This window comes from Knoellia sp. B-D-2, assembly GCF_057714695.1.
In genome coordinates, this window is the sequence record NZ_CM173189.1 from 2011402 (window position 1) to 2035199 (window position 23798).

At 66.4% G+C, this 23798-nt stretch carries 18 protein-coding genes; 7 read left to right on the forward strand and 11 right to left on the reverse strand.

The genetic code is table 11. The features are described 5' to 3' along the window. Positions 1-549 precede the first annotated feature (549 nt). Positions 550-936, reverse strand: coding sequence for a DUF2237 family protein (locus tag AC3EU2_RS09600; RefSeq protein ID WP_488176074.1), 387 nt, complete (start codon positions 934-936; stop codon positions 550-552). A 188-nt stretch (positions 937-1124) separates the two neighbouring features. Further along, positions 1125-2153 carry an NAD(P)H-binding protein gene (locus tag AC3EU2_RS09605; RefSeq protein ID WP_488176075.1) on the reverse strand — a complete coding sequence of 343 codons (1029 nt, stop codon included), beginning with the start codon at positions 2151-2153 and terminating at the stop codon, positions 1125-1127. A gap of 201 nt (positions 2154-2354) precedes the next feature. Between AC3EU2_RS09605 and AC3EU2_RS09610 the strand changes: the two genes are divergently transcribed. Next, positions 2355-2747 carry a nuclear transport factor 2 family protein gene (locus tag AC3EU2_RS09610; protein ID WP_488176076.1) on the forward strand — a complete coding sequence of 131 codons (393 nt, stop codon included), beginning with the start codon at positions 2355-2357 and terminating at the stop codon, positions 2745-2747. Between the two features lie 106 nt (positions 2748-2853). Here AC3EU2_RS09610 and AC3EU2_RS09615 read toward each other — a convergent pair whose 3' ends face one another. After that, on the reverse strand, positions 2854-4065 hold the full coding sequence (locus AC3EU2_RS09615) for an IS110 family RNA-guided transposase (protein WP_488176077.1): 1212 nt from the start codon (positions 4063-4065) through the stop codon (positions 2854-2856). 971 nt (positions 4066-5036) lie between these two features. Here AC3EU2_RS09615 and AC3EU2_RS09620 point away from each other — a divergent pair. Beyond that, the gene (locus tag AC3EU2_RS09620; protein ID WP_488176078.1) at positions 5037-6644 is read left to right on the forward strand and encodes an esterase/lipase family protein; all 1608 of its coding nucleotides are present in this window, start codon (positions 5037-5039) and stop codon (positions 6642-6644) included. A 159-nt stretch (positions 6645-6803) separates the two neighbouring features. On the opposite strand, the gene AC3EU2_RS09625 is transcribed toward AC3EU2_RS09620, so the two are convergent. Both AC3EU2_RS09625 and AC3EU2_RS09630 read right to left on the reverse strand, forming a co-directional pair. Next, positions 6804-7508 carry a hypothetical protein gene (locus tag AC3EU2_RS09625; RefSeq protein WP_488176079.1) on the reverse strand — a complete coding sequence of 235 codons (705 nt, stop codon included), beginning with the start codon at positions 7506-7508 and terminating at the stop codon, positions 6804-6806. A 400-nt stretch (positions 7509-7908) separates the two neighbouring features. Beyond that, on the reverse strand, positions 7909-9009 hold the full coding sequence (locus AC3EU2_RS09630) for a hypothetical protein (RefSeq protein ID WP_488176080.1): 1101 nt from the start codon (positions 9007-9009) through the stop codon (positions 7909-7911). A gap of 197 nt (positions 9010-9206) precedes the next feature. Here AC3EU2_RS09630 and AC3EU2_RS09635 point away from each other — a divergent pair, with 197 nt between their 5' ends. Beyond that, the gene (locus AC3EU2_RS09635; protein ID WP_488176081.1) at positions 9207-9779 is read left to right on the forward strand and encodes a hypothetical protein; all 573 of its coding nucleotides are present in this window, start codon (positions 9207-9209) and stop codon (positions 9777-9779) included. A 312-nt stretch (positions 9780-10091) separates the two neighbouring features. Here AC3EU2_RS09635 and AC3EU2_RS09640 read toward each other — a convergent pair whose 3' ends face one another. Beyond that, on the reverse strand, positions 10092-10682 hold the full coding sequence (locus AC3EU2_RS09640) for a hypothetical protein (protein ID WP_488176082.1): 591 nt from the start codon (positions 10680-10682) through the stop codon (positions 10092-10094). Between the two features lie 211 nt (positions 10683-10893). Here AC3EU2_RS09640 and AC3EU2_RS09645 point away from each other — a divergent pair. Beyond that, a protein-coding gene (locus AC3EU2_RS09645) for an IS3 family transposase (RefSeq protein ID WP_488176083.1) occupies positions 10894-12062 on the forward strand; the annotation gives its coding sequence in 2 pieces (ribosomal slippage) (positions 10894-11154 and positions 11157-12062; 1167 coding nt in all). 304 nt (positions 12063-12366) lie between these two features. Here AC3EU2_RS09645 and istB read toward each other — a convergent pair. Next, positions 12367-13167 (reverse strand): IS21-like element helper ATPase IstB, encoded by an 801-nt coding sequence (istB, locus tag AC3EU2_RS09650; protein WP_488176069.1) that lies wholly within the window; start codon positions 13165-13167, stop codon positions 12367-12369. Next, positions 13167-14384, reverse strand: a complete 1218-nt coding sequence (gene istA / locus AC3EU2_RS09655; RefSeq protein WP_488176070.1) for an IS21 family transposase — start codon at positions 14382-14384, stop codon at positions 13167-13169. Before istA ends, istB begins: the two co-directional genes overlap by 1 nt. Positions 14385-15302: 918 nt before the next feature. On the opposite strand from istA, the gene AC3EU2_RS09660 reads away from it, so the two are divergent. Genes AC3EU2_RS09660 through AC3EU2_RS09670 form a run of 3 tightly spaced genes read left to right on the forward strand, consistent with a single transcriptional unit; the run spans position 15303 to position 20489 of the window. Next, positions 15303-17993, forward strand: coding sequence for an AAA family ATPase (locus AC3EU2_RS09660; RefSeq protein WP_488176084.1), 2691 nt, complete (start codon positions 15303-15305; stop codon positions 17991-17993). Next, positions 17977-19188: an McrC family protein gene (locus AC3EU2_RS09665; RefSeq protein ID WP_488176085.1), complete on the forward strand. Its 1212-nt coding sequence runs from the start codon at positions 17977-17979 to the stop codon at positions 19186-19188. Before AC3EU2_RS09660 ends, AC3EU2_RS09665 begins: the two co-directional genes overlap by 17 nt. After that, a complete protein-coding gene (locus tag AC3EU2_RS09670; protein ID WP_488176086.1) occupies positions 19185-20489 on the forward strand; it encodes a hypothetical protein in 1305 nt (434 codons plus the stop codon). The genes AC3EU2_RS09665 and AC3EU2_RS09670 overlap by 4 nt, the downstream gene beginning before the upstream one ends. A gap of 475 nt (positions 20490-20964) precedes the next feature. On the opposite strand, the gene AC3EU2_RS09675 is transcribed toward AC3EU2_RS09670, so the two are convergent. The 3 genes from AC3EU2_RS09675 to AC3EU2_RS09685 form a co-directional block, all read right to left on the reverse strand. Continuing rightward, positions 20965-21360 carry a hypothetical protein gene (locus AC3EU2_RS09675; protein WP_488176087.1) on the reverse strand — a complete coding sequence of 132 codons (396 nt, stop codon included), beginning with the start codon at positions 21358-21360 and terminating at the stop codon, positions 20965-20967. Further along, positions 21357-22697: a type IV secretory system conjugative DNA transfer family protein gene (locus AC3EU2_RS09680; protein ID WP_488176088.1), complete on the reverse strand. Its 1341-nt coding sequence runs from the start codon at positions 22695-22697 to the stop codon at positions 21357-21359. Before AC3EU2_RS09680 ends, AC3EU2_RS09675 begins: the two co-directional genes overlap by 4 nt. Positions 22698-23091: 394 nt before the next feature. Next, positions 23092-23487 (reverse strand): hypothetical protein, encoded by a 396-nt coding sequence (locus AC3EU2_RS09685; RefSeq protein WP_488176089.1) that lies wholly within the window; start codon positions 23485-23487, stop codon positions 23092-23094. Between the last annotated feature and the right edge of the window lie 311 nt (positions 23488-23798).

Sequence of the window (23798 nt, forward strand, 5' to 3'; positions counted from 1 at the left end):
TCCCTCTGACCCCAGCCAGATCCCGAGAGTAGCCCAGTCACGCTTCGGACTGACCCGGGACAGGGCGTCAGCAACTATTGGCGATCGTGCGCTTCTTCGCCATGAGCCAAACCTCGCAAGCAGCAAATCCGACATCTACCGCATCGCACTAACCCATAAGGTGGTCGAGGAGTGGGGCTATGCGTGTTCAGAATGATTACTGTTTCCAAAGGACACACGTCTTCGGTCCGAGTGCCCGGCCCGCTGGGTCGGCGCACCAGCCAAGGTCGGCCTACCTTCGTACAGTTAACGACGCGAGTCCCGCCATCCACGGTCTCACATAGCTGACGCCGTCGTCGTCGCTGACCTGTGGCGACCAACTCTCAGGCGTTGGTCGAGTGGGTATCCGACGTCGCGAATCTCAACAAGCTGATTGCCCACCACGTCTCCTGAGGCCCCAAGGGTCGAGCGCGGAGGCCGTCGCCAACATGCGTCACTACGCCGCGACAGGGCCAGGAGCAGTGAGACACACGTTTGTCACCAGCGCCCAGATCGCGACGTGAACCATCGTCACTCGAGGCCGGCGACGTCGTTAGGCACGTCGACAGCTTGGGCCCGCAGAACCGCGAGGGGGACGGCCTCTATCGCGCGCTCGTGAGTGGCGGCGAGGATCACGGGGGCACTGACCCCGTCGGCGTGGGCCCGCAGCCAGTTGCGCGCAGTAACACACCAGCGGTCGCCGGGAACCAGCCCGGGAAACTGGTATCGCGGCGCCGGGGTCACCAGGTCGTTGCCGATCGAACGCTGGTGGGCGAGGAACTCTCCGGTGACCACGGCGCAGATGGTGTGGCTGCCGACGTCCTCCGGGCCGGTGTTGCAGGCGCCCTCCCGGTAGAAGCCGGTAAGTGGGTCCATCCCACAGGGTTCGAGCTGGGTGCCGAGAACGTTGAGCGCCATGTGGGCAGTGTGGCAGGACTGAGTCCAGGTGCGTCTGGCCGCAGGGTTGTGCTCCGCGGACCGAACCCGTCCCGAAGATGCCACGTGCCCACCTTTGGCGACGCGCCACACAGCGCCCACATCGGGATAGCCGTCTGCGGGCGGCTTCGATTCGCTCAGATGCCGATGAAGCGACCCAGCGCGCCTCACTACGCGCGCGGCAGGACGTCCTTGAGCGCGTCGACCACCTTGGCGAGTGTGTGCCGGTCGTCGCCGCCGCTGGCCCAGGCCGGGTCCTGCGGCAGGGGCCCCATCGGGTCTGCGTCCTCGGGCCGCGTCGCGGCCGGAGCGAGCGAGCGCCGGAACGCCTCCTCCAGACCTACCAGACGGTATCCCCCGGGAAGCAGCATCGCCAGGAAGTCGTCGTCCGCTGCGACCATGTCGTGGCGGAGGCTCTCGACAAGCGCCTCGACCGTAGGGCGGGGCACGTCAGTGAGGCTGCCGACCAGTGTCCCCACGAGCGCCGTCGGCAACATCGGCACGTCGACCTGCGTGCGTTCGAGCCTCGCGTGCGAGGTGTAGGCGTCGAGCAGGGCGCTGTAGCGCAACTTGTCGGGCCCGCCCACGTCGAAGTGGCGCGGGGGGCCGCTGTAGTCGAGCGCGCCGACCAACGCTTCGAGCGCGTCGACGAGTGCGATCGGCTGCACCATGGAGTCCATCCACGTCGGGATGGTGTGCACGGGCATTCGTTGACTGACCTGCCGGATGATCTCGAATGACGTGGACCCGCTCCCGAGGAGCACTGCGGCACGTAGGACGACCACGGTTGCAGGCGTGTCGCTCAGGATCCGTTCGACCTCGCGGCGGGACTCGATGTGCTCTGAGAGGTCCTCCTCGGGAACGTTTGGCACGATTCCGGACAGGTAGACCATCCGCTCGACGCCGTGGACACGTACGCCGTCGGCGAAGTTGGTGGCTGCCTTGCGATCGGTCTCGACAAAGTTGTCGCCTCCCATCCCGTGGATCAAGTAATAGACCGCATCGACGCCCTCGCAGGCTGCCGCGACCTGGTCGGCGTCGAGCGCGTCCACCAAGACGGTCTCCACCCGGTTTCCCCACCATGGCTGCTCGCGGTCAGGGTTGGTCGTGGTCGTGCGCACGAGGTGACCGCGATCAAGCAGCAGCGGCACCAATCGGCCCCCGACATAGCCAGTCGCACCGGTCACCAGGATCTTCAACTCGTCCTCAACTCTCCACGGGTTGTCGGCGTCGGCGTCTGGCCACGTTCCACCGAGATGACTGTAACCCTTACGCGGAACCCGGCCGGGACCCGCGAGAGATCCGCTAATGCCGCTGTCGGGGCGGAGCCATCCGACCATGCCGTCGTACGGGTGGGTCGGGTGGTGACAGGCCGGCTCGTCTAGAGCACAGTCGGCACCATGCCCGGTGAGATGAACGCCATCATGGAGGAACTCGTGGCGCGAGAACCGCTGTTTCATCACCAGCAGCTCGTCCACTCGGCTGACACGTTCGATCTTGAGGCTGCCGATGACTTCTGGGAGGTTGGCGCCTCAGGTCGGGTCTACGACCGAGACACCGTGAAGGAGAACATCCTGCGGCGCCTCGCTGACACAGCAGTCGACGAGATGGTGGTCGAGAACTGGCGGACCGAGGACCACCAGCTCCGGGAACTCGGCCAGAACACCTACTTGCTGACGTACGTCCTGCATGGCCCGGGCCGCGTCACCCGCCGAGCCACCATCTGGCGCCTCGACGCCGCCCGTGGATGGCACGTTCTCTACCACCAGGGGACCGTAGTAGCCACCGACTGACGTCGTCCCCAGCTCCAACGGGTGTGCAGTGGGGAAGCCCAGATCTGGCGCGATCCGCTCTTCAGGTATGGGTCCCAAGGTGCGTCACATCGGCACCCCTCTGATGTCAAGGGCGGGGTTGGAGGGTCCTTGGCGTCGTGGTCTTCCGCCTCGTTCGGGGTGCGGGTAGCGTCGTTGGAGCGGGTCCCGGGAGTGGCTGATCCGAAGTGCCGGTGTGCGGGTGCAAGCCGGCCGCGCTGGATATGAGTGCCGCCCCGCAGTGCCCTCCCGGGTCCGTGTCCACGTGCGCGCTGGTGGTGGTGTTGGCGTCGGCGCGCAGCTGGCGATAGAGGGCGTCGGAGATGCGCCTCTTGAGGCAGCGCAAGGCTTCCAGCGGGGTCTTCCCGGCTGCGAGCTTGCGCCGGTAGTAGGCCCGGCCGGGACTGTCGAGGCGGATCTGGTTGACGGCAGCGATGTGGATGACGTGGTTGGCCTTGCGGTTGCCGGCGCGCGAGAGACGGTGGCGGATCTGCTCCCCGGAGGAGGCGTCCAGGGGCGCGGTCCCAGTCCAGGACGCGAACCGGTTCCGGTCGGCGAACCGGGCCACGTCCCCGACGTCGGCCAGGATCCGGGCGGCGACCACGGGCCCGACACCGGTCAGGTCCATCAGGTGCGAGCCGCGGGCGATCACCAGGGCCTTGAGCTCCTTGCTGGAGGCCTTGATCTTCTTCTCGATCACCATCAGTTCGGCCAGCTGCTCGAGCGCGAGCCGCTTGAGGGTCTTGCGGACTGGGTCGCGGGGGCGCGCCGAGGCCAGGATCGCCTTGGCCTGCAACGCGGTCAGGTCCTTCTTGCCGTGTCCCGGAACCAGTTCCGACAGCAGCCGGTGGAGCCGGTTGATGCACTGCACCTTCGCCCGGGACAGCTCGTCGCGGCGGTCGACCAGCATCCGCAGCACCTCCAGGTCCGCGTCATAGGCGAGCACCCGCAGGTCTTTGGTGCGGACCGCGACCACCGCCACCGCGTGCGCGTCATGCGCGTCGGTCTTGCGGTTGTGCCCGGTGTCGAGCAGACGCGCCCGCGCCGAGAGCTTCGCCGGCACGTCCACGACGTGCTCGCCGTCCGCGAGGAGCCGCTGCGCCAACGGGCGGCCGGTGCCGTTGCTGCCCTCCACCGCCCACACCCGGTCCCGGTACCCGGCGACGTGTTGGCGCATCGCCGCGTAGCCGGCCTTGTCCGTGGCGAACCGTCCGGTCGCCAAGACCCTCTCGTGCCGGTCGACCACCTCGATCGTGGCCGACAACCGGTGGGGATCGACCCCGATGAACACCTTCGCCATGAGCTTCGTCCTTCCCGCCGTCGCTGGTCGGTTGACGCCGGGCGGGCATTGCTACTGAGAGCAGGGCAGACCCCTCTGGAGCCACGCACCGGCAACGGTGCCCGACCGGAGAGCAAACCGATAGAGAGCCACACCCATCACGCTGGTGGGCAGCCGCAAAGAGAGCCTCCAGCCGAACACCTGGACCGAGTCTGGCCAGACACCGGCCCTACCGACAATCGTCAAGTAGCCGCCTATCCGGCGCCCAAGCAGCCGTAATCGTTCGAGAGCGGCAGAGGACTGGCTCGATTCGACAGCGGCCATGCTCATATTCCATATCACGCCCGGAAATGAGCGCTGAGCGCCAGACTTGGTCTATGAGTGAAGTAGAGCCCCAACGACAAGAGCGTGCAGAGCAGGCACTGGCCATGTACGAAGCGATTGAGGCTATTGCCACTGACCTAGAGGATCCACGCTGGCGGCAGGCGGCCCTCTTAATCCGTCAGCTTCGAGACTTCGGACCGGAGCCGCCCGCTTGGCGCCCTTCGCCCTTTACCGCCGGCCCCGGGCCTGGGCACCGGACGGGCGGCCACTCAGCGGTGGCATCTGACCGCCTGTACGAAGGCTACGCCGAGTGACATCGGTGCGGGATCCGCCCTGTGCCGCCGCCTGAAGCTTCGACCGCCAGAAGACGCTCTTTCGGACAAATACTTCGTGCCCTTGAACGACGGCCTAACCACACCTACATTCTCGATGCCCGCGGCCGCCAACATGTGTCTCTGCGCCGCCTGGGGGGCTGGTGGTGGCGTGAGCGCTCAACCGTAGTCATCGCGCAAGGTTGGCGACGTGCCACAGGGGCGACGTACCCCCGAGATGACTCGCGTTGCGAGAAGTGTTGGGTGGGAGACCTGGGGATATCCGCACCGTGGCCTGGTTAGTGAGGCTACCGTCGAGTTGTGTTCGTGACGTCAGCGGTTGTCGGAGGACGCAGAGTGTCCGTGCCGCCGATACTGGTGTCCGGTCATCAGGGTCTTGTCGGGGCTCGGTCCACCATTCACCATTCTGATATGGGGGCAGTTAGATCCCTCGCGGCCCAACTTTGGCAGGCCTACGACTTCAATCCGGGCTCGTTGGACTCGGCCGTAGCGGATGCCGAACGATCTGACCTGATCCTCGGGGTTGCGCCGGAGGACTGGAGCCCGCTCGGCAAGCTTGATGCCGCCTCGCTGGGCAGGCTCAACGCGACCGAGGAGGCGCTGAGCGAGATGCTTGGTTCCCCGTTCCGGCTTCGCGGCCACGCCCTCTTGCCAGACGGCGCGGCCATGGTCACCTTGGAAGAGGCCGACATCGCTCGTGCTGGAGTCGTGTTTGGCGCCGAGGCCTTCCTTTCTTTCGTCCCTCCAGGCACGGATCGGTTCTCAGTGGCCTTTCGTCCTACGCGGCCAAACGAACTCGAGAACGAATCGGTGATTCGTGAGGCCTTGACGTCCAGCGTTGGTGGTGTGGTCAAGAGGCACTTGGTGTGGCGGCTGTACTTCGGCGAGAACACCGGCCGTTTCGACGGTTCGACACCGGAGACGCGCGGGGCTCATCGCCTACTCTTCGGAGGCACCCGGATGGGCGGACTCCTCGTCGGCAGACTGCTGTACTCAATCCCTCTGAGTTCGCGGGCCCCGCGACCGGACCCCTTCGCTGATCAGCGCCTGCTCGCTGCGGAATTTCGCGATCATGCCACGGCCAGCGGATGCCCTCGACTCGAGGATGTCATCAAACCCTTTCCAGGCAGGCTCGGCAAACTTGTCGTTGCCGTGCACGGAACCATGAGCACGGGAATGCCATTGGCAAGCGCAGTCAAGTCGGTTGCACCGATGGCACCAGTGGCCCGTTTCGAGCACGACTCCTGGCAGCCAATTCCGACCAACGTGCAAGCACTCGTCAGCGAAGTACAGCGGTTGGGAACGCCTCACGTCCTATTCGTTGCTCACTCGCGTGGAGGGCTCGTCGCACGGCACGCTGCTCAGGTTCTGCATCGGGGCGGAGTGACCGCGGACATCTTGGCACTCGGCACGCCGTTCGGTGGCACTCCGATCGTCGATGGTGTGCGCAGAGGCCTATTGGGTGTACGCGCCCTCATGGGCGCCCTACGCGTGGCCACGTCAAACCCTGTCGTCGACCCTGCGACGCGCCTACTTGGTTGGATGATCCGAGGGGAACTCCCACCCGGCCTCGCGGACATGTCCCCGGCCTCGACATACCTGAACACGGCGAATGCATTCGAGGTCGCTAGCAATGCGGCCGCAGGCTCCGTCGGCCATGACTACAGAATCGACACTTACGGGCTGGCGTTCTTGGACGGGTTTGCCGAGCGTGCATTTGAAGAGTCGCCAAATGACCGGGTGGTCAGCGCCGAGTCGGCAACGTCCGGGGTGTCGCACTCGGAGCAGATCGAATGCGACCACTTTTCGTATCTACTGGACGACGATGTGCACCGTTTGATGGCGGACGCGATCAAACGGATGCCGGGGCTGTACGTGGAACTCCAATCGGAGGAACGGCGCCCACGGCCAGCGAAGTCCCGCCGGGACACGTTGGCCTGGTAGAGAACGGCCCTCTTGTTGTTCGAACGAAGCATCGCCGGCGGCCCAGCCAGAGACGAAGGTCGCGTCCATCCGCCGCGAGTGCCGAAATGTGGCACCTGACCTCCGCACCGAGCACCGGGGCTGCCCCCTGGCAGCGACGAAGGGGTGCTCGAACCGGCCCTAGTCGCCGGCGGGCGTGATCGATCGGTCCTTCGGCTCTCGCCAACCGTCTGGAACCGGGTCGTCGACGATGCCGGCGTTGGGGGACGGCAGTTGCTGCTCCTCGATGTTTGCCACGTAGCGGTGCCACCCGACTGCGGCTTGGAATCGAGCGAGCCAGACCACCGTCGAGCCTTGCCGACCTTCCGGGTCTCGGCGCGCTCGGCCGCGGAACCAGACGTCCGAGATGCCCTCTGGCAGTTCCAGGTCCTCGACGTGCTCCGCCTGCGCATCGTCGAATGTGTCGGAGAGTCGGTAGAAGTAGTCCTCTACGTCATAGCCGCGCCCGAAGAGGAACAGGTGCCTTTCATCCGCGGGTTGCGCCACAAGCTTATCGAGGTTCTCGCAGGCCCAGTCCGTCCCAAGCATCTCGGTGCACACTTGCGCGAGCTCGCCGAAGCGCGTTGGGATTGACCCGCTTTCACTCTGCGGTCGCCCCTCCCGCTTCGCCGCCGCCCATTCCTTCATTAGGACCGCGGCTGGGGGCGAGGTGATCTCGACGATGCCGCGCCGGCCCTGCCCATCGGGGTAGACCCAGGTGCCGTCAGGCATCTTGTTGCCGGCGCCGGCATCCGCGAGCCGGATGTCGACCCCGAGGATCTCCTCCATGGCGAGGAAGGCGAGCTCTTCTTCCCGTGTTGCCTGCGCGCTAGCTGCGTTGCTCATGGCCTGCAGGGTAGTCCGGCGGGCGTCAGCTGCGCCGCACCCCATAAGTACGTCATTCCGCCTCGCAGGCCTGCGCAGGGCAGGGCTGACACAACGAAAGAGACACAGGTCGAAAAATGTGGACCTTCAGGCCGTCCCCAACAAAGGGATGACTTCCTCGTCGTAGTCCCTGCCCCAGGGCCGCCCATCTCTCACCTCGAACTGTTCGTGCATAGGCTCACCTTCCCGTGTCTGCAAACGCCAACCGCCGAGCACATCGCACCGTCGGACGAGCCTGTCCCTGCACGTGCGCACGCAGGACCTCAATGCCATGGGCGAGCTCGTGCGCCTCCTTCGCCGCGGTGGCGGGACAGCGACCCGGCACGAACCCGGCAGTGTCGGGGTCCGTGATGTCCTCGGTTCACGGTTGGCTCGAGTCGCGGCCCTTCACGAGCTGCCAGTGGTGTCGGAGCATGCGCGCAAGCTCGAGGGCGAGCATCGCGTTTCGCGCGACGATCATCTCGGGCACCGGCTTGTACAAGGGGTTCTGCTTGCTGTCCAGGCTCGGGCGCTCGATGCCGTCGAAGAATAGGCGGACCTCGAGGTCCGTGAAGAAGCGACCGGACCAGATGTCGACGAAGTGGAGACCCTGCCCAGACGCCAGAGCGAGGAGCGGTGCAGCATCGTGGCGGGTCTGGCGGGAAGGGACCACCAGTGCCGCGAGTCGGCCCGTGAGGAGACCTGGCATCGCGGGTGCGCCGCCGAGGTTCTGAACGGTCAGGGTCTTGTCGACATAGAGAGGCATGAGCAACTGGCGCGCATCTGGCTGCGCACCAACGACGGCGACCCAGTTGGGCCGGACGGCGTCCTCATCGGCCAGCGGTTCAAGCAGTTCGATGAGCGTCGGTCTTCCCGTGTCAGGGTCCACGTGGTTGAGGTGTGCTGCCCCGACGGTGCCAGGACTGATCCAACCCAACATCTGAGAGGAGCCCGACACGACAACGCTCATGACCGGCTTGGCAGCGCTGTGCTTGCGCTTGCGGTACAGAAGGACGTTCGACGAGTACCCGAAACCCACAGTGTCCTGCGGCCCGCTGCCATCGATCGCGTCTAGGATCCACACAAAGGTGCCCTCTGGAGCTTGGGCGACGAGGTCCCAGTCACGTTCGGTCGCCTCTTCACCTGCCACGAGCGATCCCGGCAGGACTTCCTTCAGAGCATCGGCCATGATCACGTGGGCGAGCCGGTCGAGTGCCGTCTGGGCGAGACCGAAGTCACTCTCGCGCTTTCCTCCAGCTTTGGAGAGAAGCCGGCGGATGGCCACGATCCGGTCGTGTGCCGGCATCATCCTGGTGTATTGCTCATCGTCGAGATCGAGTACGTGCATCGTCTTGCGGTCTAGGTCGAGGGCCATGACCTCGGCCAAGCAGCGGTGCTGCGCTAGACCGGTCTGCAGGAGGAGCTGGTTAAGTCGGAGGGGGGGGTTGTCGGGCCCGGGTGGCGGACTGGTGGACTTGCTCATGTCGGCTCCTCGGCTGTGGGGAGTCGTCCTCCTGTGTGAGGTCGTGCCTCAGCGTACCCCATAATCATGTATCTGAGATACGCTCCTGCTATGTTCTCTACATCGTCGGCCCGACGCGGACGTCCGCCACCCACGTTGGACTGGCGAACCAGCCGGGGCGGTGCCGAGTGCTATGACCTCTAGGAAGGCAGATTTCCATGACGAAGGTGCGCAACATTGCGTCGCGACGGCCCGGTGGCAGCCGGGAGATATCGAATCGCACAGAGCGGCCCGTCACCGTCCGCCTCGATGATCAGCGCCTAACCCTTCTCACGGCGTTGGCCATCGTCGACGAGACAACCGTTGCGGAGCAGATCCGCCAGGCGAGTGAGCTTTACGTGGACTTGCGACTGTCCGATCCCGCGCTGGAGGCCCGCGCTCATCGTGCGGTAGCCCGCTTCCAGGCCCAGTTCACTCCGTTGCTTGAGGCTCGCTCGGGGAGGCAAGTCGAGCCGGTCGACGAGAGGCCTGAGGATATGGATCAGGTGGCACCGCGGCCCGCGCGTGATGCTGCGTCCGAGAAGTCGGTCACGTTCCGGCTCGACAGCACGAGTGTCGATTACTTCACAGGTCTGGCGCTTCTGGATGACTGGACGCTGGCAGATCAGTTGCGCGCCGCTGTCGACGTTTACGTGACGGCAAGGCGCGAGGACCCTGAGTTGGTTGGCCGGATCGAGGAGGCCGGCGTGGAACAAGCCGAACTCCTGGCGCGGCTCCAGCCAGCGGGATGAGCGCAGCAGTCGCCGGGGCCCAAGGAGGGAAGGCGAGGAGCCGTGGAAGCACGATGTGGCTCTCGCCGATCTCCATCTCGACGAGGAGCTCGATAGCACGATCGAACTCAGGCTGGCTAAGCCGTGCCCGCTCCCAGACAGGCTTTGCGGTGTCCACGCGCCCTCCTGTCGTTGATCGACGCACTCGACGTCTTTGAATACGACCTCTACAACACAAGGAGAGAGCCTCAGCACGCGGACACCCTTGCAGCAGCGGCTTGCCTGGACGTCTACGCGAGCGCAGGACTGCGAGCGGTCCGTACGCGTGGCCGATCACTCCGGAGGAAGACGCCCCTCTTCTCGCCACCGGGCGTTGCGCTCATCGATCTGCTTGGCTAGGGACTGCGGTGGGTCGTCTTCAATCGCCTGCTGGATCACGCCACTGAGGTAGTCGGTGAGCGCCTTGCTGTAGGCCATGGCAGCGTCATGTTGTCCGTACCGCGGGTCGACGAGAGCCTGCGGGTTTCCGTAGCCGTCGTCCAGGACGAGGGACGAGAACCACATGAAGCCCTCCATCTCGTCGTTGTCGTTTGGATGCGTGAGGGGGTTTCGCGCCTTGCGTAGGCGCGGGATGGCTTGGTCGAACGTCGCTTGAGCATCGACGAGCTCGGGCGGCTTGCCGAACACCTTGATCACCGACTTGCCGATGTCCTCGAGGCGAGCCAACTCGTAGATGTAGTAATCGATGTCGGTTGACTTGTCGCTGTCGAGGACACGCACCTTAATCTCAGAGGCAGGCAGGATCTCGGGTGCGTTCTTCGCCTCCCACTCGATCCGCTCCTTCTGAAGCTTCAGCCCCTTGGTCGCCCGCCGAGCGGCGAACAGGAAGCGCTGGGCGGCCTTTTCGTAGTCTCGTTTTGCCATGGGACGGACCGTGGCACACGAGCCGACTTGATGTCTCGTCCTAGTCGTTGGTGCGTCCGGATCGCCGCTACAGCCACATCAAGATCCTGTACTCGGCCTGACCGCGAACATCCAACCATCGGCAAGACAGTGCAACTCGAGGGGGACTGCTGAAGGTTTGGTTGACACCTGATCTGTGGGGACATGAGGTCCCCGCTGGAAGGATGTCGACATGCCAGCTGCCCACCCCAGAGAGTTCCGTGAGGACGTCATCGCGGTCGCCCGTCGTGGCGAGGCTCCGATCGCGCAAGTGGCCAAGGACTTCGGGATCTCCGAGTCGTGTCTGCGGAACTGGCTCCATCAAGCCGATGTCGAGGACGGTCAGCGTCCCGGCGTGTCCAAGGCCGAGTCCGACGAGGTCAAAGACCTTCGTCGACGCAATCGGCTCTTGGAGCAGGAGAACGAGGTCCTACGGCGTGCGGCGGCGTACCTGTCGCAGGCGAACCTGAGGCTGGGCCAGTCCCCAAAATGACGTACCCGCTGGTCCAGGACCTTGCCGTCGACGGCATTCCCGTCGCGGTGACCTGCGGGCTGCTGGGCTTCTCCCGGCAAGCGTTCTATGCCTGGCAGGCCAACCCGGTCAGTGCGCGTGATCTGGTCGACGCGTATGCGATGAACGCCGCGTTCGACGTGCATGCCGACGACCCGGGGTTTGGGTATCGGTTCATCGCCGACGAACTCGCCGCCGCTGGGCACCTGGTGTCCGAGCGGCGGGTGTGGAAGATCTGCTCCCAAGCGCGGATCGTGTCCGCGCACGCCCGCACACGCGGCCGGTGGAAGAAGCCCGGACCGCCGGTCCACGACGACCTCGTCGAACGGGACTTCACCGCGCCCGGCCCGAACCGGTTGTGGCTCACCGACATCACCGAGCACCCCACCAGTGAGGGCAAGCTGTACCTTTGCGCGGTCAAGGACGTGTGGTCGCGCCGGATCGTCGGCTACTCCATCGGCGACCGGATGCCGTCAGCGTTGGCGGTCGATGCCCTCGAGATGGCCGTTACCCGCCGCGGCCCCGCTGATGTGGGTGGCTGCATCGTCCATGCCGACCGGGGCAGCCAGTTCCGCTCCCGGCCCTACATTGCAGCGCTGCACCACCACGGCCTGGTCGGGTCGATGGGCCGGGTCGCCTCCAGCGCCGACAATGCCGCCATGGAGAGCTTCTTCGCTCTCCTGCAGAAGAACGTCCTCAACAGCCGCCGGTGGACCACCCGCGCCGAGCTCCGGCTCGCGATCGTCACCTGGATCGAACGGACCTACCATCGCCGGCGCCGACAACGCTCCCTCGGCAAGACCACCCCGGTCGAGTTTGAGACCATCTACTGGCCGACGAATGCGGCCTGAACCACCACACCCGAAGTGTCAATCAAATCGTCAGCAGTCCCAGGTGCGTCTCAGCGCCGCATGCTGGGCGCCACTGAATAGTTCTAGTTCTTCATCTCGGCCAAGAACCTTCGCGCGAGGTCAATCCACTCGTCGGGGTGCGCTCCTTTCACCCAGATCTCGAGGTACTCAACGGGCGTCATGCCGAGCGGCTCCGTTGTGAGCGGTTGACGGTCGTGATTGTGGAACGGCGATGTGCTTGTCGGCAACGCTCGAAAATGAGGCCGATGCGACGCTCGAAAACGAGGCCACCGGTTCGTGTTGTTCAGTCTGCCGTGTCTTGGGTCTTGATGCTGGGCAGGGTGTCGATCCCGCGGTTGCGTAGCCGGTAGCTGGCGCCCTTGAGGGTGAGGACGTCGGCATGGTGGACGACGCGGTCGATCATCGCGGCAGCGACGGCCTGGTCCCCGAAGACGCCGCCCCAGCCGCTGAACGGCAGGTTGGACGTGAGGATGAGCGAGGCGTGTTCGTAGCGGCTGGACACGAGTTGGAAGAACAGGTTCGCGGCGTCTTGCTCGAAGGGCAGGTAGCCGACCTCGTCGACGATGATCAGCCCGTAGCGCCGTAGCCGGGTGAGCTCTTGCGGGAGCCGGCCGGCGCGGTGGGCGTCGGTGAGCCGGGTGACCCACTCGGTCGCGGTCGCGAACAGGACCCGGTGGCCGTGGTGGGCTGCGGCGATCCCCAGGCCGGTGGCCAGATGGGTCTTGCCGGTGCCCGGCGGGCCCAACAGGACCACGTTGCGGGCTTCGGTGAGGAAGCCGCCCGATGCGAGCGAGGCGACCTGTTGCCGGACGGCGGGTTGGGCGTCCCAGACGAACTCCTCGAGCGTCTTGCGTGCGGCGAAGCCTGCGGCGCGGATCCGCAGCTGGGCGCCGGAGGCGTTCCTGGCTGCGACCTCGCGGTCGAGGACGGCGGCGAGGTATTCCTCGTGGGTCCAGCCGGCGTCGCGGGCGTGGTCGGCCAGCCGGGCGGCGGCTTCGGTGATCCTGGGCGCTTTCAACGCGGACGCCAGGTAGGTGAGCTGCTTGAGCGCCTCGGTCGCGTCGCTCTTGGTCCTGGCTGCCATCAGGCCACCTCCTCACCGTCGACGAGCCCGAACGCGCGGTCGTAGTCGCGCAGGTCCCGCACCAGTTCGTCGGGCGGGTCGGCAGCCGGCAGGGGCGCCTGGAACCGCTCGCGCAGCTGCTTCGCGGCGGCCACGTGGGCGGGGTCGGTGAGCGTCTGCCCGCGGGCCCAGACCCGGTCATGAGCAGCGACGAGCCGGCCGTCGTGGCGGACCTCGACCCGGGACAGGTCGGCATGGACGTCGACGAACCGGCCGATCACCGCCGGGTCCACGGAGTAGTCGCTGCTGTCGACGCGCACGTAGTAGTCGCGTCCCAGCCGGACCCGGTTGACCCACCCCACCGCCGGCGGCACCGGCGGCAGCGGCAGCATCGCCGCCTTGTCAGCGTCGATCAGATCGACCGGCCGCGCCCGGGTCGTGCGCACCACCCGGCCGTTCGCCAGATCCAGCCAGCCACCGAACTGGGTGTTGAAGTCAGCAGGCGATGCGAAGTCACGACCGGGCATGAACGAGGTTTCGAAGTAGCCGTTCCTGCGTTCGACCAGCCCCTTCGATTCGGGGTCGTTCGGCTTGAGCCGCTGCAACGTCGTGGCAAGCGTGCCGGTGAAGGCCCCCACGCCCTCAGCGTGTCGCTTCCCGCGGCCGATGCCGGACTCGTTGTCCCAGATCAGCCGACGCGGCACCCGACCGAGCAACTGCAGCAGCATCCACATCCCCAGCAGCAGATCGACCGTGTGCCGGGTCGGGATCATCCGGCCGAGCATGAACCGGGAATGCGCCGCGGTCATCACCAGCACCGGCAACAGTGTCTTGGTGCCGTCCTCGAGCGGGATCTTCTTCGGCGGGAACCACAGGTCGCACTGCACGGCATCACCCGGCAGCCAGATCAACCGGTCCGCCGGATCCACCGGCCGATGCTCCGGCCGCAGCAGCCGCACGTTGTCGCGGAACCAGGTGATCGACCCCGTCCACCCGACCCGCTCGGCGAGCACCGTCGCGGGCATGTCAGGCGTCGCCGCGAGCAGCTGACGCACCGCTGGCTCGAACGGCGTGAACGAGGTCGGCCCCGTCGCCCGCTCATACCTCGGCGGCCGGTCCGACGCCAGCGCCCGCTCAACCGTCGACCTACCGACACCCAAGTCCCGAGCAACCTGACGATGCGAAACACCGTCCGCCACCAGCCGCCGGATCAGAGCCCAATCCTCCACAGAGATCACCCATCCAATCTGTCTGGGTGGCCTCGTTTTCGACCGTCGCTATGGCCTCGTTTTCAAGCGTCGTCGACAGTGCTCTTCAACGTCCACAGCATGTCGCGCGCTTGTGACGTGCGGCCAGCGCCGCCACCCAACTGGAACGTCGGAAAGCTAGCGGGATCACGCTGGGCTGGTGGCCAATCGCACCACACGCGGTAGAAGGCCCCTTCCCACTGGTGGTGACCCCACCGCCAAGGACCAGTGAATCCGTTGGCTACGAGACCGGCCATCAAACCCTCGGCGACGTTCCGTAGGCGCTGCTGCTTGGTCATGTGCGGCAACCCTACGTTCGGCCACTGACCGGTGGGGTATCGGGCTCGCCGGAGGGAGCCGAGAACATCGTAGCTGGAGCGCGATGAGGTGACTCCACCCGCCGCGAACAGGTCGTCCGTCACCTGTTGCGGGCTCTTTCTGCGCTGGTCGTCCGGTGGCGTCTACCTAGCCACCCATCCGCCGGGTTCCCACTGTGCGAGCGGTCGGTGGCGTAGGTTGACGCAGGCAGGAGGTGGCATTTGTGGCGAGGGGGATCGGAGCCAGCGTGGACGTTGCCAAGGTCCATGAGCGGGTGATCGCGGACTACCGCGCGTTCGCGTCGGGCTTCGGGGAGTTACGCGACAATCGCGTCCAGGCATTCGCCGACGAGCAGTTCGACAAGGGTGTGCAGTGGCCCGACCCGTGGGTCGGGCTCATTCCGTCCTTCCCGACTAGCGGGTCTGTGTCGGAGCTGGATCGAGACGGCTTGCTCCCCCCCGAGTCGGGACGAATCCTTCGCTTAGGTCGGACCCGCAAGACGCCAGGCGTGACCCCATCGTGCTCCACCGTCACTTGGCGACGGCCCCCGGCACCCGAGCGGCCGACCCCCGGATGCTCTGAGAGGCTCGCATGACCGAGAACTCCCTCGACACAGTGGCCCTGTCCGCACCCGATGGCCCGGACACGGACTGGCCGGCGCGCACGGTGCGCCGCATCCGGCACGCGGTGGAAGCACTAGTCGAGCTGCGCGAACCGGTCTTCCAGGTCGAGCTTCAGGACGCATCCTCGGCGTTCGAGCCGCTGATGCCCTGGGACGCAAGCCTCACCAGCAGCGGCGCGGTCCGAGCTTGGACGAATCTCGGATGGAATCTCACCACCAACATCGAGCATGCGGGATGGCTGCACGCCACCCGTGATGGGTTCCGCGCCACCGTCGAGGGACGGGCAGCACTCGCCCAGCATCCGGACCCGCAGGACTTCTTCCAGTCCTCCGTCGACCTGTACTACCAGTGGGACGCCTTGCGGAAGGCAACCCTGGACTCCGCCGAGGACCCGGCGACTGCGATCACTCACGGAGGGAGCGGGTTCGCCCACGCCACGCTCGCCGTGACGCCTGTACTCGCGGCGTGGCGCGGCGGTGACTCCGCGCTGTCGTCTGGACTCGACGCTTGGGGCGCCGCCGCAGTGTTGGCCTTGCGTGACTTCTTGCTGGCGCAGCCGAACCCCGATGCGACGATGCGGGGCCTTGCACCGGACACAGCACGCGTGCTGGCCGCGGAGATGTGGGTGTTGCTGGTGGGACCGCTCAGCGACATGGTCGGGTCGAGCAAGCGCAGCCGCGTCCGAGGCCCGCTGCTGCGAACGGTCGACCTGCCGCCCGGCTTGCCATGGGAACTTTCCGCGCACCTCGAGCAGGGCCACATCCACGCCGGGCAGGCACTCATCGCGACTCCGTGGGTGATGCTGTCCTCCTTCGCGAATCTGCTGGTGCACTGGCACGAGCAGCCTGCCGAGGCCCGCGACGCCCTCTTGGACGACCCGTGGGCGTTCCGCGACCTCGCCGCCACGGCGCCGGGTGTCGACCCGCGCGTCGCCGCCCTGCTGTGCGTCGTTGTCCACCCGGGTTCGTTCACGACCATGCTGCGTCCCGTCGACCGCCAGGCGATCGTCACCGCGCTCGGCACGGATGACGACCTACTCACCGGCGACACGGAGAAGGACTTGAAGGCGGTCACGCTGCGTCTGCAGGCCGAGGCCGGTGGCGCGGCGGTCCGCTACGACCAAGCACCCCTGTTGCAGGCGTGGAGCGACGACGGGGGGCAGCGCGCCTGGCTGGTCCGCGGCGAGGTCGATCAGCAGAACCGCGTCCCCACCTGGGTGCGGCAGGGGATCGTGTCGATCACCGTCGGCAAGCTGACGCAGCTGCCCAAGGAGCCGACCCAGAAGTCGTTGGGCGATCTGGTGGATGAGCACTACGGAGACCTCCAGGTGGTGAAGCGGGAGGCCAAGAAGCGCGATGTGCTCTCCTTCGCACTCGGGATGAAGGGAGGTGACCTCGTCGCCACCGTGGACGGCGGCGCACTGCGGTTGGGGTGGCTGCTGGACGAGCCGGCACGGCTCCAGTCCATCGGTGGAATGACACTTCTGACGCGGGGCGTGACCTGGTACTCCGACGTCGCCCCCGAGGTGAAGACGTTGCCGAGCAGCATCCGGACTAGAGTGCGATTCAAGGGGGAGGACGTCCTTGACCTGACTGATCTCGCAGGCCCTCTCGAGGAGCTCACAGGCAGCGAGGACGAGCTGACCCAGCCCGGCGACGATAAGTTGGACAATCTCCTGGCGTCGTCCGTGCCTGAGCTCGAGGAAGCGGAGGACGAGCCGGTCACAGTCGAGACCGCCGTCTTGGTCTGCGACGAGAAGGAGCTGGCGGCCCAACTGCACCACGCAGACGCCTCTTGGGTTGAGGAACTGTTGATCAGCCTCAACGAGCGCCGGCAGGTGGTGCTCGAAGGGCCACCGGGCACGGGGAAGACGTTTTTGGTGCGGGCCCTGCTGGAGGCATGCGGGCTGACCGAGGCCCAGTCGGCGCTAGTGCAGTTCCACCCGACGTACTCCTACGAGGACTTCGTCGAGGGCTTCCGACCAGTGGCGACCTCGGACGCCGGCGGGGCGTCGCTGACGGTGACCCCTGGGCCTCTCAAACGGATCGCTGACGAGGCGCGCAACGCACCGGGCAAGCCGTTCGTGTTGGTAATCGACGAGATCAACCGTGCGAACATTGCGAAGGTTTTCGGTGAGCTGTACTTCCTGCTGGAGTACCGCGGCGCCGAGGTCGAGCTTCTGTACAGCGCGGGGGAGCGCTTCGCGCTGCCGGAGAACCTCTTCGTCATCGGCACGATGAACACCGCGGACAGGTCGATCGCGCTGCTGGACGCGGCTATGCGACGCCGATTCGTGTTCCTCTCAATGGGTTCGGAGGAGCCGGCACTCGCGGGGATGCTGCACCGCTGGTGCGAGGGCACCGGCCGTCCGACCGGACTGGCTGATCTTCGCGACCGCCTCAACGCCGAGATGGCCAAGCGCGGGCTGGACCCGGCATTGGCGTTTGGCCCGTCGTACTTCATGCGGGATGGCGCCGAGACCCCAGCTGCGCTGGACCGGCTATGGCGCCGTGAGCTGCGCCCGATGTTGGTCGAGCACCACTACGGCAAGCACACTCAGGTAGACGCCTGGTATCCCTTCCCGACGTGGGCTCGAGAACTCGTGTTGGACGGCCTAGTGACACCCGCGGTGGATGAGGCCGGTGCCGACCCGCAGTGACCTGAGGCGGCTGTCCGAGGGGCAGACGCTGTACCCGGTCGACCTCACCACCGCCGAGGCGGCAGCGCTCAACACCTCGCAGCTGGTGAAGGCCGCCCCGGACGAGCTGGGCTGGAGGGTAACGGCTGAGTACTGGGTCGGAACCGTGGCGCGCGGCGACCTTGTGGTGCGAGTCGCCCCGAAAATCGGGGCCGTTCAGGTGCTACGCCTGCTCGCGATGGCGGACGGGGCAGCGGACCTGACGGTCGACGACGAGCGGGTCGAAGTGGCGGGCGACGCCGACCTATCAGCCGTCCTTGCCCGTATGTTCGTACTGGAGGCTGAGTATGCTCTCGCGGCAGGTCCGTTGCGTGGCTACCGCACCGAGGATCAGAGGCTGCCCGTGCTGCGTGGACGGTTGCGGCTGCGGGACCAGTACCTGCGGCGGTTCGGGCAGCTGAGCCCGCTGGAGGTCACGGTGGACGAATGGACCGTCGACACGGCGGAGAACCGGCTGATCCGCTCGGCAGCGCTGGCCCTGCTTACCCTGCCGGGTCTGACGCCCGGCGTGGAGACGGACCTGCGTCGGATGGATCGGATGCTCGTCGAGGCAGAGCGGCTGGTACCGGGTGCGGCGCTGCCGGCGTGGCAGCCGACGCGGTTGAACGCCCGTCTGCACGCGCTGCTGGGGCTGGCCGCGCTGACGCTGCGGCACGCGAGTGTGGAAAGCACGGCAGGAGAGACTGTCGTGCACGGATTCCGGGTGAACATGGCGCACCTATTCGAGCGACTGGTGGCGCGACTACTGGCCGACGTTGACCCGGCCTGGTCGGCGCAGGTCACGTTGCCACTGGATCAGCGGGAGACCCTCATGATCCGACCCGACCTGGTGCGCGACGACGGCACCGGGTGGACCGGAGTCGCGGACACCAAGTACAAGGTGCTCGACGAGGTTGGCAAGGTCTCGAACGCCGACATCTACCAACTCGTCACCTACTGCGCACGCCTCGGCCTCACCGCCGGGCACCTGATCTACGCCGATGGCGGGACCGCCCCGCCGCGCTACGAGGTGCGAGGTACTAACGCCCCTATCGCGGTCCACCGAATCGACCTCACCGCGTCGCCACGGGAACTTCGAGCCGAGGTGTTGGAGTTGGCAGCCACACTCACACCTGCACCGATCGAGAAGGCACCGAGGATGGTAGAGAGCGCGTGAAGGACGACGAGAACCTAGACGCCAACGAGATCCAACTCGTGGCGGACGAACACGGCCTGGCAGTATTCGGAGCGCCGAGCGCGGTAGAGCAGTTCTTGGCCGCCGAGGGCCTAGAGGCCCCAGGACTGGCATCGACTGGCCTGGGCGTGGGTCGCCTCCGTGGAATCCTCGGGACGGGCTCAGCGGCGGCTCAGGCCGGCTCGGAGATCGCCGCGAACTCGGGGCGCTGGGTGAAGCTCAGCGAGGAGTCGGCGAAGGCAATGAAGAAGTACGGCCTCAGGGAGAGCTCAAAGAGCGGCCTGTCGACCGGGGTGCTGAGGGGCGACAAGGGGCAGGCCAGGGGTTTCGTCGAGTTCGTCCGTGGCCCTGGTGCTGCTCTCACCAACCCGACAATGCTCGCCGGCGCCGCTGGCATCATGGCGCAGCTCGCCATGCAGCAGACGATGGACGAGATCACCGACTACCTGGCGCGCATCGACGCGAAGTTGGACGACGTCCTGCGGGCGCAGAAGGACTCGGTGGTCTCGCGGCTGACCGGGGCAGGCATGGCGATTGACGAGGCGATGACGGTCAGCCGAGCCCGCGGCAAGGTCGACGAGGTGACGTGGTCGAAGGTGCAGAACCTGACCACAACCATCGCTGAGGTCCAGGGCTACGCGTTGGCGCAGCTCGACGGCTTGGCTGAAAAGCTAGAGTCCGCGCACAAGGTCTCGGACATCGCGAGCGCCACCTCGGCCGCCGCAGCGTCGACGCAGGAGTGGCTGGCGGTACTTGCCCGGACGTTCCAACTGCAGGACGGGCTCGACGTCCTCGAGCTGGACCGGGTGCTCGACGCGTCGCCTGACGCGGTGGACGACCATCGGCGAGGGCTGGAAGAAGCTCGACACAAGCGGCTCACGGCCATCGGTGCGGCCACCGAGCGCCTGCTGATGCGGATCATCGCCGCGGCAGGCACTGCGAACGAGAAGGTTCTGCTGCATCCGGCCGCCTCACCGAAGGCGGCGCGGACCAGCGAACGGGTCGGCAGCACGATCATCGACTTCAACGGATTGCTCGGGCTGACGTCGAATCGCGAGGGCCTGGAGGTGCGCCGTTGGTCTTCCGCGGCAGGCGAGGTGCGCGACCGGGCTATCGAGACCGGCTCTGAAGGCATCGAAGTGGTCCGACATGGCGGAGGCATTGCGGCTGTGCGTGCCAAGCAGGGTGCCAACGGTGCGCGAAGGTCCGTGCAGGCCTTGCCCGGTCGCCTGAGATCTGGCCGCGGTCGACTCAATCGCGAACCCGAGGGCGATCAGGAGTAGCTCGCGGCGTAGCCGACCGCTGCGACAGACTGTGGCCCTTCCCCCGAGCCGACGACTGGCAAACTGCCAACCACTGCCCGGCATGTGGAAGCCGGGGCTGATCTCAGCGACGCGGCGAACGTCGTCGACGTGCTGTGGTGGTCGTTGACGGCTCGGGCAGAACCTCGACGGTGCGCCGGCGTGCGCGGGCGCAGGCGACGTAGATCTTGCGATGCATGTCCTCGTGGCTTGGCGGCTGCCGGCACGATTGTCGCGTTCCTGGCTCGGACGGCATCATCCGCAATCAGCTCACAGCTTCGGTCACCCCTCACCACAAGCAGAAACCTCCGCGACGAGTCGAGGCTGGCCGGACACCGGTCCTACGTGATTCGTCTAGTAGCTGCGAGTGTCGTTTAAGCGACCGCGCAGCCCTGGGCCTCAGATTGACCGGCCCTGACAGCCGGGAGGCTCCCGACGCGAGCCATTCGGGTGTCGATCACTGGGTCAACGGGCTCACCGGGTCGCGGTGCTCGTGGGCCGTGCATCGGGTTATGGCAGCTTGGTCGCGCAAGTAGACGACACAGTCCCGAACGGCTCTGATCCAATCGAGCCCTGCGCTGGGTGGGGGCCTATCGACGAAGCAGCCGCGCTCGGCGTCACGCAAGGCTACGAGCGTCTCCACCATGGCGTTGTGCCTTTCCCAGCACGGCGGGATCGTTCGGAGGTCGAGAGCAAACCTCGCGAGAAGACCATCGACCCAGATCCGGAGGTCGGTGAGTAGCGCCTCGTACTCGGCCTCGCTCAGCGATGGCACGTGGACCGGCCCGCCACCCATCGGTGCCGGCGCAGGAAAATGCGGCGTCTCGCTCTGTGAGCTCGCAAGGGCAGTCATGCCGCTGCGGCCCGCTCACCCAATGCCCCGGCTCGTAGTTCCACCTCGACAGCGCCTCGGCCAGCCGCGAGCTGCTCCGCATCCTTGCGCCTAGTCCATGGGCGAAGTGACAGCGCGATTGCCGGTGCCGCGCGCATCAACAGAATCGCGCTTCCGAACGGAAGTGTGCGCAGTTGCGCAGGCTCAACGATCGGTACCTTGCTCGTGGACGTCGTTGTGGAACGGCGTCCATCGGGCCCGCGACTCGTCGTCTTGGTCGTCTTCTCTCGCTGACCGATGAGGCGCGAAAGGTCCTCAAGGTCCCGGGCGTTCGAACCGCCACCCAGGACGATCTTCACGATCGCCGCGTCCCAGATCGCCTGTGCCGCATGCTCACCCCACACGTGCCGCGCTTGCGCCAGCGACTGCAGCACGACGATGGTTGAGATGCCTGTCCCGCCCCCGTCTGACATCAGCGAGGGCAGGGAGTGGAGGGGGTAGTTCGCCGCCTCATCGAGTATGAGTGAGAGCGGCGGGTCCAGCCGCGCGCCCGGTGACGCGGCCGCCCGCCGCCGCGCAGTCTCCACGATGTCCTCGATGAACGCGGCCACGATGCCCGACGTCGCGGTCGCGCCCGTGGACGTACCAAGCAAGTACAGCGTGCCCTTGGCCGACAGAAACGTGTCGGGGGCGAAGTTCTCACCGAGGCTGGGGGAGAGCGCGTCCAGGACGGTGGGGTCGCCCAGGGCGTTGAACGCGATCGTGACCATGGCCCACACCGAGTCCCGTTGACGGGGGTCGGCGTTGAGGATGCCGTCGAGGGCCTGATCCCACGCGTGCGCCGCGTTCTCGTGGGTGGCGAGAATGTGGACAGCCTCGCCAGCGTGAATCGCCGACAGCGACCACCGATAGAGGTCCCGACTCGTGCGGCCACCTAGGTCAGCGGCGTGGAGCAGGCAGCGGACCGCTTGCTCAGCCGAGGCCTGCCAGAAGTTGGCGTCCGTGGTGCCGTCGGCCGTGCCGGAGGTCAGGCCCTTGGCGCGAATCATGGCGACGTGCGGGTCCCGACAGCCGCGGATCGGAGACCACCGCGTCGATGACCGTATGCCGGTCGCGAGCCCTTGCGGATCGAACACGGCTACCGGGCCAGTCGTGCTGCGGGAGCGAAGCGTGACGGCGAGGTTGTCGGGACGGGTGCTGGTTGTGACGACAGCGCCGGGCGCGTCAAGGATGAGCGGGATCGCCAAGTGCAGCCCCTTTCCTGATCGTGGCGGGCCGAGGATGACGACGGAGTCCTCGATCGAGGCGTGACAGGCCACCCCGCGTGAACTGCCGATGCGGTAGCCGAGATCGCTCACACGCATCCGTTTCCGGCCAGGCAGAAGAGTCCCTGCCCGTGCACGGAGACGACGTCGTCCGGCCGCGTGCCTCACCGTCGCCCGGGACGCAGTGTGGGACGGCCGCCGGCGCGAGTCCGAACCCCGACAGCCGGGCCGGAGGTCATTTCGGTCGACCAGGAGCAGAAGCCCGAGGCCCATAACGAAGAGTAGGACTGCCGGCCAAGTGGTCCCTTGGACACTGTTCAACACCATCGCTGTGATCCCTCCTCGATTGCGTCAATTCGGAAACGAGGAGCTGGGGGCACCCTGGCTCTCCCCGCGAGGCCTTCCTCCACACCTGTGCCGCCAGCCGCCGTTGAGTGCGGGGCTGACCGGATGCCCTGTCGGTAGCGCGCGGTTTGATCTGCGCATGTCAATGGAGACAGTCGAGCTTCCTGGGAGGAGCGCCGCTCACGAGCGCTACGCCGTGGTCGATGGGCCGTCGGGGCGACTTGCTGTCGTCGCTCCATCGCAAAGGCTGATAGCCATCGAGATGCGCGTCCGATACGAACACTTCTGGTGCGCGCGTGGCGCCGGAGGATGCGGAGGTGCCTTGATCCTCAAGGCAGGAGGCGTCGTGCGACCGTACTTCGCCCACCTTCCAGGCTCTGCTCCTCAATGCGATGGCAATGAGGATCGTGACCTTCTGGTCTCTGGGTACCACCACTTGGCCCTCCAGCAGATTCTGCGGGAGTGGCTCGAAGGGCTGGGATATCGGGCGACCATCGAGCATCAGATCGTCGGTGGGCGTGTGGATGTACATGCTCACGCAGGTGACGCCGGGCACTCGATCGAGGTATAGCGCTCTCCCTTGAGTTCGGACGACTGGCGCCGCCGCGACGCCGTCTACCGAAAGCAGATGGCGTCCGTGACGTGGCTTTGGGCCTGTGACCGTCAAACAGAGGCGGAACTTGCCCTCGTCACACACGACGTCGCGTTCCACGTTCGCGTCACGCCAGACTTGGACGTTCAGGTCGGCACCCTATGGGCGACCGGGGTGGACGACACTGATCTCGGCTGGGATGACCTATGGGAGTGCACCCTCGACAACCAAGGATTGCGAACGCCCCATCTTCGTTA